The organism is Nonomuraea sp. NPDC001636, assembly GCF_040298265.1.
Classification (GTDB): domain Bacteria; phylum Actinomycetota; class Actinomycetes; order Streptosporangiales; family Streptosporangiaceae; genus Nonomuraea.
Window position 1 is genome coordinate 129,584 of record NZ_JBEOZT010000014.1, and the last position, 14,292, is coordinate 143,875.

Consider the following 14,292-nt stretch of genomic DNA (forward strand, 5'->3'; position numbering starts at 1 on the left):
CCCGAGCGATGAGAGACCGCGACCCCCAGGGCAAGCCGCGCAACGCCAGGCCACGCGACGCGTACGGCAGGCCGCTCCCCTACGGCTCGCCCGGCGTCGACCGGGTCCCCGACGACTACGCCCCCACCGCCGAGCAGGCGCTCGCCGACGCGCGGCGTTTCCTGGCCGAGGGGCTGCCGTTCAACGCGCACGAGGTCTTCGAGGGCCGCTGGAAGTGCGCGCCCGAGGAGGAGCGCGAGCTGTGGCAGGGGCTCGCGCAGATCTGCGTCGGCCTGACGCACCTCCAGCGCGGCAACGGCCGCGGCGCGGTCACCCTGTTCAGCCGCGGCGCGGCCAGGGCGCAGGCGTACGGCGGCGACTACGACGCCGTCGGCAGGGCGGTCACCGGCCTGACCCAGGACAGCGACCCCGTCGAGGCGATCGCCCTGGTCCTGGGGGAGCTGCCCGGCTAGTCGCACTCCTGGGTGCTGGCCGCGGAGGTGTCGTTCCTGCCCTGGCCGGCGTCGGGCGCGACCTCCTCGGCGGTCAGCACGTATCCGGTGTCCTTCTCGCTGACCGCGGCGGCGAAGATCACGCCGTAGACGCGGCCGTCGACGGTGAGCAGCGGGCCGCCGGAGTTGCCCGGCAGCACCTTGCCGCGGATCGCGTAGACCTTCCGCCGGACGTTGCTGCCGTGGTAGATGTCGGGACCCTCGGCGTCGAGGCGGCCGCCGATGCGGGCCGGCTCGGCGGTGAAGCCCTTGCCCCTGGGGAAGCCGGCGATGATCGCGTTGGCGCCGCGCTTGCCGTCGGCCTCGAAGCTGAGCTGCGGCAGGTCGAGGCCGGGCACGTAGAGGATCGCGATGTCGCGCTGGGGGTTGTAGCGCACGACCTTGGCCGGGTGGCGCACGTTCTTGTAGTCGATGACCTCAAGGTCGCGGGTGACGCCCGCGACGACGTGGGCGTTGGTCATGATCCGGCCGTCGGCGTAGACGAAGCCGGTGCCCTCGATGTGCTTGTTGCAGCTCTCGGCGTTGCCCTGGACCTTGACGATGGCCCGCTGGGCCCGGCCCAGCTTGGCGCCCTGGAGGATGCTCTGCGCGGGCGGCGGCACGTCGATGAGCGTGTCGGCGCCGATCGCGTCGAAGACGGGCGGGAACTCCGACCTGTCGACGAACTTCTTGAACGGCTGCTGCCAGTTGCGCGCGGCCTGCGGGATCGCGTCGTCGACGGTGGTCAGCAGCGCGGAGTTCTTGACCTGGTCGACCAGCGGGGTGAACGTCGTGGAGACGATCAGCGACCCGATCAGCCAGGCGATCACCAGCACGGACAGCGCGCTGGCGAACGTGCCGCCCACCGCGTCGGCCATCTTGGCCGGCTCCCACGTCACGTGGCTGCGCACGACCGCGCCGACCGTGGAGGAGGCGAACTGGCCGATCGTGGCGGCCAGGAAGACGATCACGATCGCCAGCAGCGCCTGCGGGGTGTCGCCGTCGACGACGGCCTTGGCGATCGGCGGAGCGATGAAGATGCCGAGCACGGCGCCGCCCACGAACCCCACGAAGCTCATCGCGCCGATGATGAAGCCCTGTCGGTAGCCGGATACGCCGAAGGCGATCACGAGGCCGATCAATATGAGGTCAAGCAGATCACCGCGCACGCTTCAAAGGTAACCAGCGATACGGTCAAGTGTGCACGTCTTCCGCCAGGACGGCGTCACCCGCCTGGCTATCTTGAGCGGTATGCCGCCGGCCGAGGGAACAGTGCGCGATCTCATCCAGGCAGCTCTCAGCGACACCGATCCGGACGGCCCGCTGCGCTGGCACGTGATCTGCCAGCTGCGCCAGCGGGCCGACCTGGAGTCGTTCATCGAGGCACGCCGCCTGTGCGCTGCGGACAACGTGGCCGAGCGGCTGCTCGGGGTGGACATCATGGGCATGTTGCGGCCGTTCGTGGACCGTACGCTGCCGGTCCTGCGCTACCTGGCCGCCAGCGAGGACGACGCCATGGTCCTGTACTCCGTGCTGATCGCCTTCGGCCACCTGGCCGACCCCCGCTCGCTGCCTTCGGTGATCGACCTGGCCTGTCACGGCGACGCGAGGGTGCGGTACGGGGCGGCGTACGCGCTGCAGCACGTGCTCGGCGATCCGCCGGACCGGGCCGGCCTGGAGATGCTGCGCACCCTGGCCGCCGACGACGACGCCGACGTGGCCGACTGGGCCTCACTGGGCGTCTCGCTCAGAGCCCCGGAGTGACCCCGGCGTCCCGCGTCAGGGGGCCGGAGTGGTCCGCTCGCGCAGGCCGAGCCGGACGACCTCGGCCGGCAGCTCCTCCAGCCGCGCCTGGTCCCAGGGACGTTCGAGGCCGCCCTCGCGCAGCACGACGTCGAGCACCATCGCGGTGAACCCCCACACCAGCATGCCCCGGACGTGGAAGGCCGGGCCGGCGAGCCCGCTGGGATGCCGCAACATGACCCGGTTGCCCGGATCGACCAGCTCCGCGATCGGCACCCGTTCCACGGACTCCACCTCGTCGGGCGAGGCCGCGTGCACGGCGGACGGCGTGTGCCACCAGCCGAACACCGGGGTGACCCGGTTGTCGCTGTGGTCGAGGTAGAGCTCGGGCATCGTGCCGAGGACGCGGACGCCGCGCGGATCGACGCCGGTCTCCTCCTCCGCCTCGCGCAGGGCCGCGCCGACCGGGCCGCCGTCGCCGGGATCGACGCCGCCGCCGGGGAAGGCGGGCTGGCCCGCGTGCCTGCGCCCGCGTGAGCTGCGCTGAATGAGCAGCACGTCGGGGCCGAGCGGGCCCTCGCCGAACAACATCAGCACCGCGGCCAGGCGCCCGCCGTCGGCCGGGGGACGCAGGTATCGGGGGACCGTGATGCGCGCGGCCTGCGCCGCCAGCCGTTCGAGCCAGTCGGGCACTTCTGTCACGCAAACCTCCAACACGGCACGGCCTCGATCACTTCCCGCGGCTCGGGGATCAGGAGAAGGGACCGGGCCTGACCAGCTTCTCGGCCTCCGCCTCGCCGGTGGGCCCGGTGCCGAAGGAGGGGCACAGGCTCGCCAGCGGGCACACGCCGCAGGCCGGGCGGCGGGCGTGGCAGATGCGGCGGCCGTGCCAGATCACCCGGTGGGAGAAGATCGTCCACTCGCGGCGGGGCAGCAGCTCGGCCACGATGTGCTCGATCTTGACGGGGTCGGTCTCCTCGGTCCAGCCGAAGCGGCGCACGAGCCGCTGGAAGTGCGTGTCGACGGTCAGCCCCGGCACGCCGAACGCGTTGCCGAGCACCACGTTCGCGGTCTTGCGGCCCACGCCGGGCAGGGTGACCAGGTCTTTGAGCCGGCCGGGCACCTCGCCGCGGTAACGCTCGCACACGGCCTGGGCCATGCCGATGATGCTGTTGGTCTTCGCGCGGAAGAAGCCGGTCGAGCGGATGATGTCTTCCATCTCGGCGCGGTCGGCGGCGGCGTAGCCCTCGACGGTGGGGTATTTGGCGAACAGGGTGGGGGTCACCATGTTGACCCGCTTGTCGGTGCACTGGGCCGACAGGATGGTGGCGACCAGGAGCTCCAGCGGGTTGCGGAAGTCGAGCTCACAGTGGGCGTCGGGGTAGGTCTCGGCGAGGATGCGGTTCATCTTGCGTGCCCGCCGTACCAGGGCGAGCTGGGTCTCCGGCTTGCGCCCCGACGCGTTCGTGGCCATGCCGCAAGACTATGGGAACGGTTGAACCTTCTACGCCGCGTTCGCGTACAACCTGGCGGCTTGGAGGGCGGCGACCATGGGCGATCGGCACAAGGGCGAGTCACTGACCGAGTTCGTCCGCGCGGGCGGACCGTTGCGCGGCGCGGCGCTGCACCGGCTGGCGCTGGGCAGCGCGGCGGCCATGGCCAGGATGCACGCCCATGGCGTGACCGGCCTGCGGCTCACCCCGGACAACGTCGCGCTCGGCACGCGCGGCCAGGTGCTGGTGGGTGTGCAGGGCTCGCCCGGCCGCGGCGGCCAGGCCGCCGACGTGCGCGACTGGGCCGAGCTGGTGACGTTCGCGAGCGGGTCCGGCGCGCTGCCGCAGCCGCTGCGCGGGATCGTCGAGCGGTGCCGCCGTCCGGAGCCGGCCGGCCGTCCTTCGGCGGCCCATGTCGTACGCGTCCTGCTGGGCCACACGATGGCGACGGCGGTCGCCTCCGTGGACGACCTCCTGCGGAAGTAAGCAGGTCACCCGATTTGTTCATACACTTCAGTGCGCCACACAACAGGGCAATCCCGGGCCAACCCGGGCATTCCCATAGCCTGTGTGTGCCGCCCGGAGTGGGGTGAGTCACAATGGCAGCAGAGGAGGCAGAGTGAACACCGAAGATGTGCTGGGCAAGGCCCCCCTGTTCGCCGCGCTCGACCGCGAGAGCGCCGCGGCGCTGCGGACGAGCATCACCGAGGTCCAGCTGTCCAAGGGACAGACCCTCTTCCACGAGAACGAGACCGGCGACCGGCTCTACGTCGTGCTCGAAGGCAAGATCAAGCTTTCCCGCACCTCGCCCGACGGCCGCGAGAACCTGCTGAGCGTGCTCGGCCCGAGCGAGATGTTCGGCGAGCTGTCGCTGTTCGACCCGCGTCCGCGCACCGCCACGGCGACCGCGCTGACCGACGTGCGCCTGGCCGGGCTGGGCCACGACGACCTGCGCCCGTGGCTGACCGGCCGCCCCGAGGTGGCGCTGCACCTGCTGCGCGCGCTGGCCCAGCGGCTGCGCCGCACCAACGACGTGCTGGCCGACCTGGTCTTCACCGACGTGCCCGGCCGGGTCGCCAAGCAGCTCCTCGACCTGGCCGAGCGGTTCGGCACCAAGACCGACGACGGCATGCGCGTGCACCACGACCTCACCCAGGAGGAGCTGGCCCAGCTCGTCGGGGCCTCGCGCGAGACGGTGAACAAGGCCCTGGCCGACTTCGCCCAGCGCGGCTGGCTGCGCATTGAGGCCAAGGCCGTGGTCATCCTCGACATGGACCGGCTCTACAACCGTTCCAGGTAGTCGAGCTGGGCCCGCACGGAGACCTCCGCGGCGGGCCAGAGCTCCCTGTCGACGTCGGCGTACACGATCTCGACGACCTCCCGCGGCGTGCGCGCGCCCTGCGCCTGCGCCGCCCTGATCTGGTCGAGCCGCTGCCGCCGGTGGGCGATGTAGCCGTCGAGGGCCGCGATCGGGTCGGGCAGCACCGGGCCGTGGCCGGGCAGCAGCGCCCGCGCTCCCAGGCCCTCGGCCGCCGCCCGCAGCCGGTCGAGGCTGCGCAGGTAGTCGCCGAGGCCGCCGTCCTGGGCGATGATCGTGGTGCCCCGGCCGAGCACGGTGTCGCCGGTCAGCATGGCCCGGTCCTGGGGCAGCCAGAAGCACAGCGAGTCGAACGAGTGGCCGGGCGTGGCGTGGACGTGCAGCTCCAGGCCGTCGACCGTGATCACGTCGCCGTCGCCGAGCCCTTCGTCGCCGAGCCGGTGGCGCGGGTCGAGGGCGCGTACGGGGGCGCCGACCAGCTCGGCGAACCGTTTGGCGCCGCCGCTGTGGTCGGCGTGGCCGTGCGTGAGCAGGATCTGGGTGACCCGCCGCTCGCCCAGATGGTCGCGTACGCGCAGCAGGTGCGCCTCGTCGTCGGGCCCGGGATCGACCACGACCGCGTCGCGGGTGCCGATGACCCAGGTGTTGGTGCCGTCGAGCGTCATGGCGGACGGGTTGGGCGCCAGCAGGTTCTCGGCGTGCTCGGTACGCGAGCCGTCGGGCGTGCCGAGCGGGATGTGCAGGCCGCTCACGGCGTCATCAGCCTCATTTCCCCCTCGACCTCCATCGCCGTCGGCAGGATCGCGGTGATCCGCCGCTCCTCGGCCAGCACGGACGCCACGCTGTCGTGCCCGGCCAGCTCGGTGAGCGTGTGGGAGGTGGGCGGCATCAGGAAGATCTCACCCGCGCGCCACAGCTCGATCGCCTCGGCCGGCCGCCGCCACACCACGTGGTCGGCCTCGCCCCCGACGTCGCGCGTGCGCTGGCCCTCGGGCAGCACCGCCACGAAGAACCGGGTGTCGAACCGGCGCTGCTCGATCTCCGGCGTGATCCAGTGGGCCCACGGCTTGAGCAGGTCGGACCTGAGCACCAGGCCCCGCTTGGCCAGGAAGTCGGCGAAGGCCAGGCTGCGGTCGATCAGCGCCAGCCGGTCGGCCTCCCAGTCGTCGCCCGTGGTGTCCTCGACCACGCTGTCCGGCCCCGGCCCCGCCAGCAGCACCCCGGACTCCTCGAACGTCTCCCGCACGGCCGCGCACACCAGCCCGCGCGCGACGTTCTCACTGGCGTGGAAGACCTCGCCCCACTCCTTGGGGGACGGCCCGGCCCAGGCCACCGCCTGGTCGGTGTCGCGTGGATCGACGGAGCCGCCGGGGAAGACGTAGGCGCCCGCCGCGAAGGCCATCGTGGACTTCCGCCGGAGCAGGTAGACCTCGGGCCCGCCGCGCGGGCCCGAGCCGCGCAGGATCACCACCGTGGCGGCGTCGCGCGCCGGGACGGGGGCGAGCCGCCCGGCGATGATCTCTCTGGCTCGCGCGGCGAGCTCGTCGGGAAGGGGAAGACCGGCCACCTGACCTCCTACTAGAACATCACTCGGTCATGGTGACACATCCTGATGGTCAGGAGACCTCCGCGATCAGCTCCACTTCCACGGGGGCGTCCAGCGGCAGCGCGGCCACGCCCACGGCGCTGCGGGCGTGCTTGCCCGCCTCGCCGAACACCTCGGCCAGGAAGTCGCTGGCGCCGTTGGCCACCTGGGGCTGCTCGGTGAAGCTCGGCGCGCTGGCCACGAAGACCACGACCTTGACGATCCTGCGCACCCGGGACAGCTCGCCCAGCTCGGCCTTCAGCGCGGCCAGCGCGTTGAGCACGCAGATGCGCGCCTGCGCCTTGCCCTCGTCGACGCCGAGATCGACGCCGAGCTTGCCGGTCTGGTGCAGTTTGCCCTCCAGCATGGGCACCTGGCCGGAGGTGTAGACGAGGTCACCGGTACGGGCGGTCGGCACGTACGCGGCCAGCGGCGTCACCGGCTGGGGCAGCTCGTACCCGAGCTCGGCGATCCGCTCCTCGGGGCTCACGCCTTCTCCCGCTTGAAGTAGGCGACGAGCTGCTCGGGCGTGGCGCCCTGGACGATCTGGACGAGCTCCCAGCCGTCGGACCCGAAGTTGTCGAGGATCATCTTCGTGTTGTGGATCAGCACCGGAGCGGTGAGGTACTCCCATTTCTTCATGGCATGACGATCTCATGGAAAGCCGCTTCGCGGCCTGTCACCCCACCCCATACGCGGGGCGGTGACCACAATGTGAGCAATCAAACGGTGGCCGTCGGGTTTCGACAAGTAACCGTTCGGTAGCCTCGAAACGTGGACTCTCCGGACACGGATTGGGGCGACGTGCGGCTGCACGTCGTCACCGGCAAGGGCGGCACCGGCAAGACGACCGTCGCCGCCGCCCTCGCCCTCGCACTGGCCGCGGGCGGGCGCAAGGTGCTGCTCGTCGAGGTGGAGGGCAGGCAGGGCATCGCCCAGATCTTCGACCTGCCGCCGCTGCCCTACGAGGAGCGCAAGATCGCCGTCGCGCCCTCCGGCGGCGACGTGTACGCGCTGGCCATCGATCCCGAAGAGGCCATGCTCGAATACATGGAGATGTTCTACGGCATGCGCAGGGCCGGGCGCGCGCTGACCAAGATGGGCATCGTCGACTTCGCCACCACCGTGGCCCCCGGGTTCCGCGACGTCCTGGTCACCGGCAAGACGACCGAGGCCGTGCGCAGGCGGGGCAAGAACGGGCGCAGGGTCTATGACGCCGTCGTCCTCGACGCGCCGCCCACCGGCCGCATCACCCGCTTCCTGAACGTCACCCAGGAGGTCGCCGGCCTGGCCAAGGTCGGACCGATCAAGAACCACTCGGACCTCGTGAACGGCGTCGTGAAGTCGAGGGAGACGATGGTGCACTTCGTCACCCTCCTGGAGGAGATGCCGGTGCAGGAGACCCTCGACGGGGTCGCCGAATTGCGCTCGGCCGGGCTTCCCGCAGGTTGCGTTTTCATCAACATGGTCCGTGAATCACTGCTTCCACAGGCCGCTCTTGACATGGCTGTCAAGGGCCGATTCGACGTGGGCGAGCTGGCGCTCGGGCTCAAGGCAGCTGGGCTCGCCGACACCTCCGACGCCGCCGCGATGGCCGAGGCGCTCGCCGAGGAGGTCGTCGAGCACGCCCGCCGCACCGAGCTGGAACACTCCGAGCGCGAGTCGCTGGCCGAGGCCGGCCTGCCGCGCGTCGAGCTGCCGCTGCTGGCCGACGGCGTCGACCTGGCCGGCCTGTACGAGCTGGCCGAAATCCTCCGCACCCACCGGGGAGCAGTGTGAAGAAACCCATCCCCCTCGACATCGACGCGATCCTCGACGACAAGGGCACCCGGATCATCGTCTGCTGCGGCTCCGGCGGCGTCGGCAAGACCACGACCGCCGCGGCCCTCGGCCTGCGCGCCGCCGAACGCGGCCGGTGCGCGGTGGTGCTGACCGTCGACCCGGCGCGCCGCCTGGCCCAGTCGATGGGCCTGACCGAGCTGGACAACACCCCGCGCCTGGTCAGCTCGCCCGAGGGCGGCGGCCAGCTGTTCGCCATGATGCTCGACATGAAGCGCACGTTCGACGAGATCATCGAGGCGCACGCCGACCCCGAGCGGGCCCGCCAGATCCTGTCGAACCCCTTCTACCAGTCGCTGTCCTCCAGCTTCTCGGGCACGCAGGAGTACATGGCGATGGAGAAGCTCGGCCAGCTCCGCCGCTCCGACGAGTGGGACCTGATCATCGTGGACACGCCGCCCTCGCGGTCGGCGCTGGACTTCCTGGACGCGCCGGAGCGGCTCGGCCGCTTCCTCGACGGGCGGTTCATCCGGCTGCTCACCGCCCCCGCCAAGGCGGGCGGGCGCAGCGCGTTCCGGCTGCTCAACGCCGGGTTCGGGTTGATGGCCGGAGCGATGACCAAGCTGCTCGGCGCGCAGGTGATCAAGGACCTGCAGACGTTCGTGTCCGCCCTGGACGCCGTGTTCGGCGGGTTCAGGCAGCGGGCCGAGATGACGTACAAGCTGTTGCAGGCGCCGGGCACGGCCTTCCTCGTGGTGGCCGCGCCGGAGCGCGACGCGATGAGGGAGGCGTCGTACTTCGTGGAACGGCTCGCCGAGGAGCGCATGCCCCTCGCCGGGCTCGTGGTGAACCGGGTGCACGTGTCGCCCGGCTCGGCGCTCTCGGCGGCACGCAGCGCCGCCGCGGCCGAGGACCTGGAGTCGAAGGGCGAACACGAGTTGACGGCCGCTGTGCTGCGGCTGCACACCGGCCGGATGCAACTCGCCACTCGCGAGAGCCGCGAGCAGGAGCATTTCGTCTCGGCTCATCCCACGGTGCCCGTGGCACAGGTACGTGCGATGTCCGGAGATGTCCACGACCTAGCCGGACTGCGGCAGATCGGGAACCTGTTGGCGAGCGCGTAGAGAGAGCACGGCCGACGGGCGGCGCCGGCCGTGCTCTCCCGCCGCGGGCCAGATCAGCCCGCGATCAGCTCATTGGTCCGTTCGTACTCTTCCTTCGCGGACTCGAGCAGGTCGCGCCACGAGTCCACGTCGGGCCGGCGCCTGAGCAGCGCACGGCGTTCGCGTTCGGTCATACCGCCCCACACCCCGAACTCGATGCGGTTGTCCAGCGCATCGGCGAGGCATTCGGTACGGACCGGGCATCCTCGACAGATCAGCTTCGCCCTGTTCTGTGCGGCGCCCTGGACGAACAGCGCGTCCGGGTCCGCACCCTTACAGGCGGCACGGGAGGTCCAATCCGTGATCCACATTTTTCGACCCCACTCCCCTTAGGTGGTCAGTCGTCATTTGGGGCCGACGGGCGCGGGCGCCGAGCCTCCGTATTCAGTTGCCGCAGAGGATGAACGTACGCAACTTCACGTTCGGGCCGACAGACCCCAGAGGACCAATTTCTCGCCGGACTGTTGACCGGGAATGACTAGTCACCCCTCCCAGTCAAGGCGAAATGGTGTCGTGTTACCGATAAGGACAGTGTTTCGACGTACCCTTGGGAGCGTGCAAGCGAAGGGCAAAGACCGCTCCCACCCGCTCCTCAGCGTCCTGCGTCTGATCATCGCCGGGACGGCGGCGGGTGTGCTGGCGGCGGCGGTGGCGCTGCCGGCGGTCGGCGGGGCAGGCGTGTCGGCCAAGACCGCCATGGACGGACTCGAACTCAAGCCCAGGGAACTCGACGAACCCCCGCTGCCGGAACGCACGAAGCTGGTCGACGCCAACGGCAAGCAGATCGCCCAGTTCTACTACGAGAACCGGCAGTCCGTGACCCTCGACAAGGTCGCGCCCATCATGCAGACCGCGCTGATCGCGATCGAGGACTTCCGCTTCTTCGAGCACGGCCCGATCGACGTCGAGGGCACCGCCCGCGCCCTGGTGAAGAACCTCACCGGCGGCGGCGTCATGCAGGGCGGCTCCTCGATCACCCAGCAGTACGTCAAGCAGGTGCTGGTCAACAAGGCCGAGACGCCGGAGGAGCAGCAGGCGGCCATCGCCCCGACGATGTCCCGCAAGCTCCAGGAGCTGCGGTACGCCATGGCGATCGAGCGCAAGTACAGCAAGCAGCAGATCCTGGAGAAGTACCTCAACATCGCCTACTTCGGCGCGGGCGCGCACGGCATCCAGGCCGCGGCCAGGCGTTTCTTCGACAAGCCCGCCTCCGAGCTGGACCTGTCGGAGGCCGCCACGCTGGCCGGCGCCGTTCAGAACCCGGCCCGCACCGACCCCAACGTCGGCCCCGAGTCGCGCGAACGGCTGCTGATGCGCCGCAACACCGTGCTCGACCGGATGGCCGAGATCCACAAGATCACGCGGGCGGAGGCCGACGCGGCCAAGGCCGAGAAGCTCGGCTACAAGGACGTCAAGTTCCCCGGCGGCTGCGAGGCCAGCAAGTTCCCGTACTTCTGCCTCTACGTCCAGTACGAGATCCTCAACAACGACGACTTCGGCAAGAACCAGGACGAGCGCAGGAAGCTGCTCCAGCGCGGCGGCATGACGATCAAGACCACGCTCGACCCCAAGATGCAGAAGGCCGCCGAGAAGGCCATCAAGAAGTACGTCAGCCCCAAGGACAAGCCCGTGGCCGCGCAGGCCATGGTCGTCCCCGGCACCGGCGAGATCAAGGCGATGGCGGCCTCGCGCAAGTTCGGCGGCAGCAAGAAGAAGAACGAGATGAGCTACAACGTCGTCGCCGACGCCGCGCACGGCGGCGGGCGCGGGTTGCAGCAGGGCTCGACGGCCAAGGCGTACACGCTGGCCACCGCCCTGGAGGAGGGCCTGAAGTACGGCGACGGCTTCCCCGCGCCGGCCGGGTTCACCGCGAGCGGCTACAACTCGTTCAAGGACTGCAAGGGCGACAACGTCGGCGACCCCTCGCACACCGCGCACAACTCCAGCGAGGGCGGCGGCGGTTTCAAGACCCTGCAGACCGGCACGTGGGGCTCGGTGAACACGTTCTTCCTCAAGCTGGAGCAGGAGGTCGGGCTCTGCAAGGTCGTCAAGCTCGCCAAGCGCCTCGGCGTCAAGCGCGCCGACGGCGGCAAGCTGCGCGAGGTCGAGACGTTCACGCTGGGCGTCAACGAGGTCGACCCCGTGACGATCGCCAACTCCTACGCCGTGTTCGCCTCGCGCGGCCAGTACTGCAAGCCGCTGGCCATCACCGAGATCAAGGACAGGAACGGCGTCGCCAAGCAGTACAAGCCGAAGTGCTCGCAGGTCATGGAGGAGGAGGTCGCCGACGCGGTCAGCGGCATCCTGTCGGGCGTGTTCACCAAGGGCACGATGAGCGCCGTGGGCGGCATCGGTCGTGACGCCGCCGGCAAGACCGGGACGACCGACGACTACATGTCGGCCTGGTTCGCCGGTTACACCCCGAACCTGTCCTCGGCCGTGAGCCTCGGCGACCCGCGCGGCGCCTCCACCCACAAGCTGATCGGGGTCACGATCGGCGGCCAGTACTTCCCGTACGTGTACGGCGCCTCGATCTCCGGGCCCATCTGGAAGCAGGCGATGATGCAGGCGCTCAAGGGGGTGGAGCCGGCGGAGTTCACGCCGGTGGACCAGTCGCGGTTCGGCGGCTGCTCCGACAAGTGCGCGCCGAAGCCCAAGAAGAAGAAGCGCGGCGACGAGGGGCCCAGGGACGGCGATCCGTTCGACAACTTCTTCGGCGACCACAACGACCGTGGCGACGGCGGCGGCGACGGGCGCGGGCCGGGCGACTGGCAGCGGCCGGGCAACGGGTTCGGCGGCGGAGGGCTCGACGACGGGCTCGACGACGGGCTCGGCGGCCAGGCCGCCACCGGGCCCACCGCCCCGCCGGCCCGAACCCGCCGCTGAGAGACACTGGGCGGCCCCGAACGGCCTTCGCCACCGATTGCCCTTCTACGGCCGTTCAGGCCCTCGCACAACCCCTCCAGAGGCTCTGTGGGGACGGCCCTCACCCGGCCGCCCCCGACCACCTCCCGCAACACCCCTCAGTCGGACGCCGCAGCCCGGTCACCCCACAGCGCCGCTCCCTCGGACCACCGCCATGCAGGACGGCTCCAGTCACGCCGGCCCCCCGGTGCCTGGTGAACCGCCACCGCCCTGTCGGACTGGTGGTGCCTTGTGAACCGCCCGCCACCGCCCTGTCGACCGTCGCTTCCGCCGTCCTGTGGGGCCGCTGCCGTCCTAAGGGCGGCGTCCCGAGGGCGGCGTCCCGAGTGAGGGCGTCCCACGCGACGGCGGCGCGAGTGTGGCGGTCGGCGGGTGGGGCGGTGCCGGGGTCAGGCCGTGAGGCGGGCGCGGACGGCGGCGGCGACGCGGCCGCCTTCGGCCCTGCCCGCGACCTTGGGGTTGACCACCTTCATGACCTGCCCCATGGCCTGCGGCCCTGACGCGCCGGTCTCGGCCACGGCCGCGTCGACGATCTGGGCCAGCTCCTCGTCGGAGAGCTGCGCCGGCAGGTACTCCTCCAGCACCGCCTGCTCGTCCAGCTCGGCCTGGGCCTGCTCGGTGCGTCCGGCATTCTGGAAGGCCTCGGCGGCCTCGCGCCGCTTCTTGGCCTCCTTGGTCAGCACCTTGATGACCTCGTCATCGCTGAGCTCCCTGGCCGCCTTGCCCGCCACCTCCTCGACGTTCACGGCCGCCAGAGCCATGCGAATCGTCCGGAGACGGACTTCGTCCCGGCTCTTCATCGAGGCCGTGAGATCGGCCTTCAGCTTGTCCTTCATTGCGCTCATGCGGTCCATCTTGCCGTCTGCCGGGACGGCTCGTGCCCGTTGTCAGGCATCATGAGTACGTGAGGAAAGCCGTCGCAGTGCCCCTGTCCATGATCGGTCTCGGCCTGGCCGGGCTGGGCTACGCCTCCGTCGTGGAGCGCAACTGGTTCCGCCTGCGCCGCTTCGACGTGCCGGTGCTGGAGCGCGGGCGGCGTCCCGTACGCGTGCTGCACCTGTCCGACCTGCACCTGACCCCCGGGCGCACGATGCTCATCAACTGGGTGCGTTCCCTGGGCGCCCTGGAGCCCGACCTGGTGGTCAACACCGGCGACTCGATCGCCCACCCAGAAGCGGTCCCCGCGCTCCTGCACGCCCTGGAGCCGCTGCTGTCCCGTCCAGGGCTGTTCGTCTACGGGTCCAACGACCTCTACGCCCCCCAGCCGAAGAACCCGGCCCGCTACCTCTGGCGTACCTCGAAGAACGACCGCCGCCAGCACATCCCCAACCTCCCGTGGGAGGAACTGGGCGCCGGCATGGCCGCCGAGGGCTGGCTGGACATGAACAACACCACCGCCCGCGTCAAGATCGGCGACCTCGACGTCGCGGTGGCGGGCATCCACGACTCCCACATCTCCCGCGACCGCTACGACCTGGTCGCCGGCCCGGCCCCCGCCGACGCCGACCTCCGCCTCGGCGTCATGCACTCCCCCGAGCCCCGCAACATGACCCGCTTCGCCGAGGACGGCTACCAGCTCCTGCTCGCCGGCCACACCCACGGCGGCCAGCTCTGCGTCCCGTTCTACGGCGCCCTGGTCACCAACTGCGGCATCGACCGTGCCCGCGTGAAGGGCCTGAGCCGGCACGAGAACGCCTGGCTGCACGTGTCCGCCGGCCTGGGCACCTCGCCGTACGCACCGGCCCGTTTCGCGTGCTTCCCGGAGGCGACGTTGCTCACGCTGGTTCCCCGGCGCTGAGGCGGTCACGAGTACCCG

General features: G+C 70.8%; 17 protein-coding genes. 8 read left to right on the forward strand and 9 right to left on the reverse strand.

Annotated features, from left to right (window positions below; translation table 11 throughout):
* Positions 1-8: 8 nt before the first annotated feature.
* The gene (locus tag ABT158_RS25655) at positions 9-452 is read left to right on the forward strand and encodes a DUF309 domain-containing protein (protein ID WP_352357434.1); all 444 of its coding nucleotides are present in this window, start codon (positions 9-11) and stop codon (positions 450-452) included.
* On the opposite strand, the gene ABT158_RS25660 is transcribed toward ABT158_RS25655, so the two are convergent.
* Positions 449-1,639: a MarP family serine protease gene (locus ABT158_RS25660; RefSeq protein ID WP_352357436.1), complete on the reverse strand. Its 1,191-nt coding sequence runs from the start codon at positions 1,637-1,639 to the stop codon at positions 449-451. The two genes, ABT158_RS25655 and ABT158_RS25660, sit on opposite strands and share 4 nt — an antisense overlap.
* Positions 1,640-1,742: 103 nt before the next feature.
* Here ABT158_RS25660 and ABT158_RS25665 point away from each other — a divergent pair, with 103 nt between their 5' ends.
* Positions 1,743-2,234, forward strand: a complete 492-nt coding sequence (locus ABT158_RS25665; RefSeq protein ID WP_352321385.1) for a HEAT repeat domain-containing protein — start codon at positions 1,743-1,745, stop codon at positions 2,232-2,234.
* Between the two features lie 15 nt (positions 2,235-2,249).
* On the opposite strand, the gene ABT158_RS25670 is transcribed toward ABT158_RS25665, so the two are convergent.
* Both ABT158_RS25670 and nth read right to left on the reverse strand, forming a co-directional pair.
* Positions 2,250-2,915 (reverse strand): NUDIX hydrolase, encoded by a 666-nt coding sequence (locus tag ABT158_RS25670; RefSeq protein ID WP_352357439.1) that lies wholly within the window; start codon positions 2,913-2,915, stop codon positions 2,250-2,252.
* Between the two features lie 49 nt (positions 2,916-2,964).
* A complete protein-coding gene (nth, locus tag ABT158_RS25675) occupies positions 2,965-3,687 on the reverse strand; it encodes an endonuclease III (RefSeq protein ID WP_352357441.1) in 723 nt (240 codons plus the stop codon).
* A gap of 76 nt (positions 3,688-3,763) precedes the next feature.
* Between nth and ABT158_RS25680 the strand changes: the two genes are divergently transcribed.
* Together ABT158_RS25680 and ABT158_RS25685 are read left to right on the forward strand one after the other, a co-directional pair.
* Positions 3,764-4,192: a hypothetical protein gene (locus ABT158_RS25680; protein ID WP_352357443.1), complete on the forward strand. Its 429-nt coding sequence runs from the start codon at positions 3,764-3,766 to the stop codon at positions 4,190-4,192.
* A 133-nt stretch (positions 4,193-4,325) separates the two neighbouring features.
* Entirely contained in the window at positions 4,326-5,006 is a 681-nt protein-coding gene (locus ABT158_RS25685; protein ID WP_125644033.1) for a Crp/Fnr family transcriptional regulator, read from the forward strand.
* On the opposite strand, the gene ABT158_RS25690 is transcribed toward ABT158_RS25685, so the two are convergent.
* The 4 genes from ABT158_RS25690 to sp36 are packed head-to-tail and all read right to left on the reverse strand — an operon-like array spanning position 4,988 to position 7,251.
* Positions 4,988-5,776 carry an MBL fold metallo-hydrolase gene (locus tag ABT158_RS25690; protein ID WP_352357446.1) on the reverse strand — a complete coding sequence of 263 codons (789 nt, stop codon included), beginning with the start codon at positions 5,774-5,776 and terminating at the stop codon, positions 4,988-4,990. The genes ABT158_RS25685 and ABT158_RS25690 overlap by 19 nt on opposite strands.
* Positions 5,773-6,591, reverse strand: a complete 819-nt coding sequence (locus tag ABT158_RS25695) for an NUDIX hydrolase (RefSeq protein ID WP_352357448.1) — start codon at positions 6,589-6,591, stop codon at positions 5,773-5,775. Before ABT158_RS25695 ends, ABT158_RS25690 begins: the two co-directional genes overlap by 4 nt.
* Before the next feature lie 49 nt (positions 6,592-6,640).
* Positions 6,641-7,099: a RidA family protein gene (locus ABT158_RS25700; RefSeq protein ID WP_352357450.1), complete on the reverse strand. Its 459-nt coding sequence runs from the start codon at positions 7,097-7,099 to the stop codon at positions 6,641-6,643.
* On the reverse strand, positions 7,096-7,251 hold the full coding sequence (gene sp36 / locus ABT158_RS25705) for a Sp36 family protein (RefSeq protein ID WP_219471185.1): 156 nt from the start codon (positions 7,249-7,251) through the stop codon (positions 7,096-7,098). Before sp36 ends, ABT158_RS25700 begins: the two co-directional genes overlap by 4 nt.
* Positions 7,252-7,383: 132 nt before the next feature.
* Here sp36 and bagA point away from each other — a divergent pair, with 132 nt between their 5' ends.
* A complete protein-coding gene (bagA, locus tag ABT158_RS25710; protein ID WP_352357453.1) occupies positions 7,384-8,388 on the forward strand; it encodes an ATPase BagA in 1,005 nt (334 codons plus the stop codon).
* A complete protein-coding gene (gene bagB / locus ABT158_RS25715) occupies positions 8,385-9,512 on the forward strand; it encodes an ATPase BagB (RefSeq protein WP_352357455.1) in 1,128 nt (375 codons plus the stop codon). The genes bagA and bagB overlap by 4 nt, the downstream gene beginning before the upstream one ends.
* A gap of 53 nt (positions 9,513-9,565) precedes the next feature.
* Here the strand turns inward: bagB and ABT158_RS25720 are convergent, their stop codons facing one another.
* Positions 9,566-9,862, reverse strand: a complete 297-nt coding sequence (locus ABT158_RS25720; RefSeq protein WP_090771382.1) for a WhiB family transcriptional regulator — start codon at positions 9,860-9,862, stop codon at positions 9,566-9,568.
* 244 nt (positions 9,863-10,106) lie between these two features.
* Between ABT158_RS25720 and ABT158_RS25725 the strand changes: the two genes are divergently transcribed.
* Entirely contained in the window at positions 10,107-12,437 is a 2,331-nt protein-coding gene (locus tag ABT158_RS25725) for a transglycosylase domain-containing protein (protein ID WP_352357458.1), read from the forward strand.
* Positions 12,438-12,865: 428 nt separating this feature from the next.
* Here ABT158_RS25725 and ABT158_RS25730 read toward each other — a convergent pair whose 3' ends face one another.
* Positions 12,866-13,321 (reverse strand): GatB/YqeY domain-containing protein, encoded by a 456-nt coding sequence (locus ABT158_RS25730; RefSeq protein WP_352321362.1) that lies wholly within the window; start codon positions 13,319-13,321, stop codon positions 12,866-12,868.
* 89 nt (positions 13,322-13,410) lie between these two features.
* On the opposite strand from ABT158_RS25730, the gene ABT158_RS25735 reads away from it, so the two are divergent.
* Positions 13,411-14,274, forward strand: coding sequence for a metallophosphoesterase (locus tag ABT158_RS25735; protein ID WP_352357634.1), 864 nt, complete (start codon positions 13,411-13,413; stop codon positions 14,272-14,274).
* The last annotated feature ends 18 nt before the right edge of the window (positions 14,275-14,292 follow it).

Excerpts from the sequence above, each read along its gene's own strand:
- nth (WP_352357441.1), bottom strand. The coding sequence starts at position 3,687 with ATGGCCACGAACGCGTCGGGGCGCAAGCCGGAGACCCAGCTCGCCCTG.
- ABT158_RS25735 (WP_352357634.1), top strand. The coding sequence starts at position 13,411 with ATGATCGGTCTCGGCCTGGCCGGGCTGGGCTACGCCTCCGTCGTGGAG.
- ABT158_RS25720 (WP_090771382.1), bottom strand. The coding sequence starts at position 9,862 with ATGTGGATCACGGATTGGACCTCCCGTGCCGCCTGTAAGGGTGCGGAC.
- ABT158_RS25655 (WP_352357434.1), top strand. The coding sequence starts at position 9 with ATGAGAGACCGCGACCCCCAGGGCAAGCCGCGCAACGCCAGGCCACGC.
- sp36 (WP_219471185.1), bottom strand. The coding sequence starts at position 7,251 with ATGAAGAAATGGGAGTACCTCACCGCTCCGGTGCTGATCCACAACACG.
- ABT158_RS25730 (WP_352321362.1), bottom strand. The coding sequence starts at position 13,321 with ATGAGCGCAATGAAGGACAAGCTGAAGGCCGATCTCACGGCCTCGATG.
- ABT158_RS25680 (WP_352357443.1), top strand. The coding sequence starts at position 3,764 with ATGGGCGATCGGCACAAGGGCGAGTCACTGACCGAGTTCGTCCGCGCG.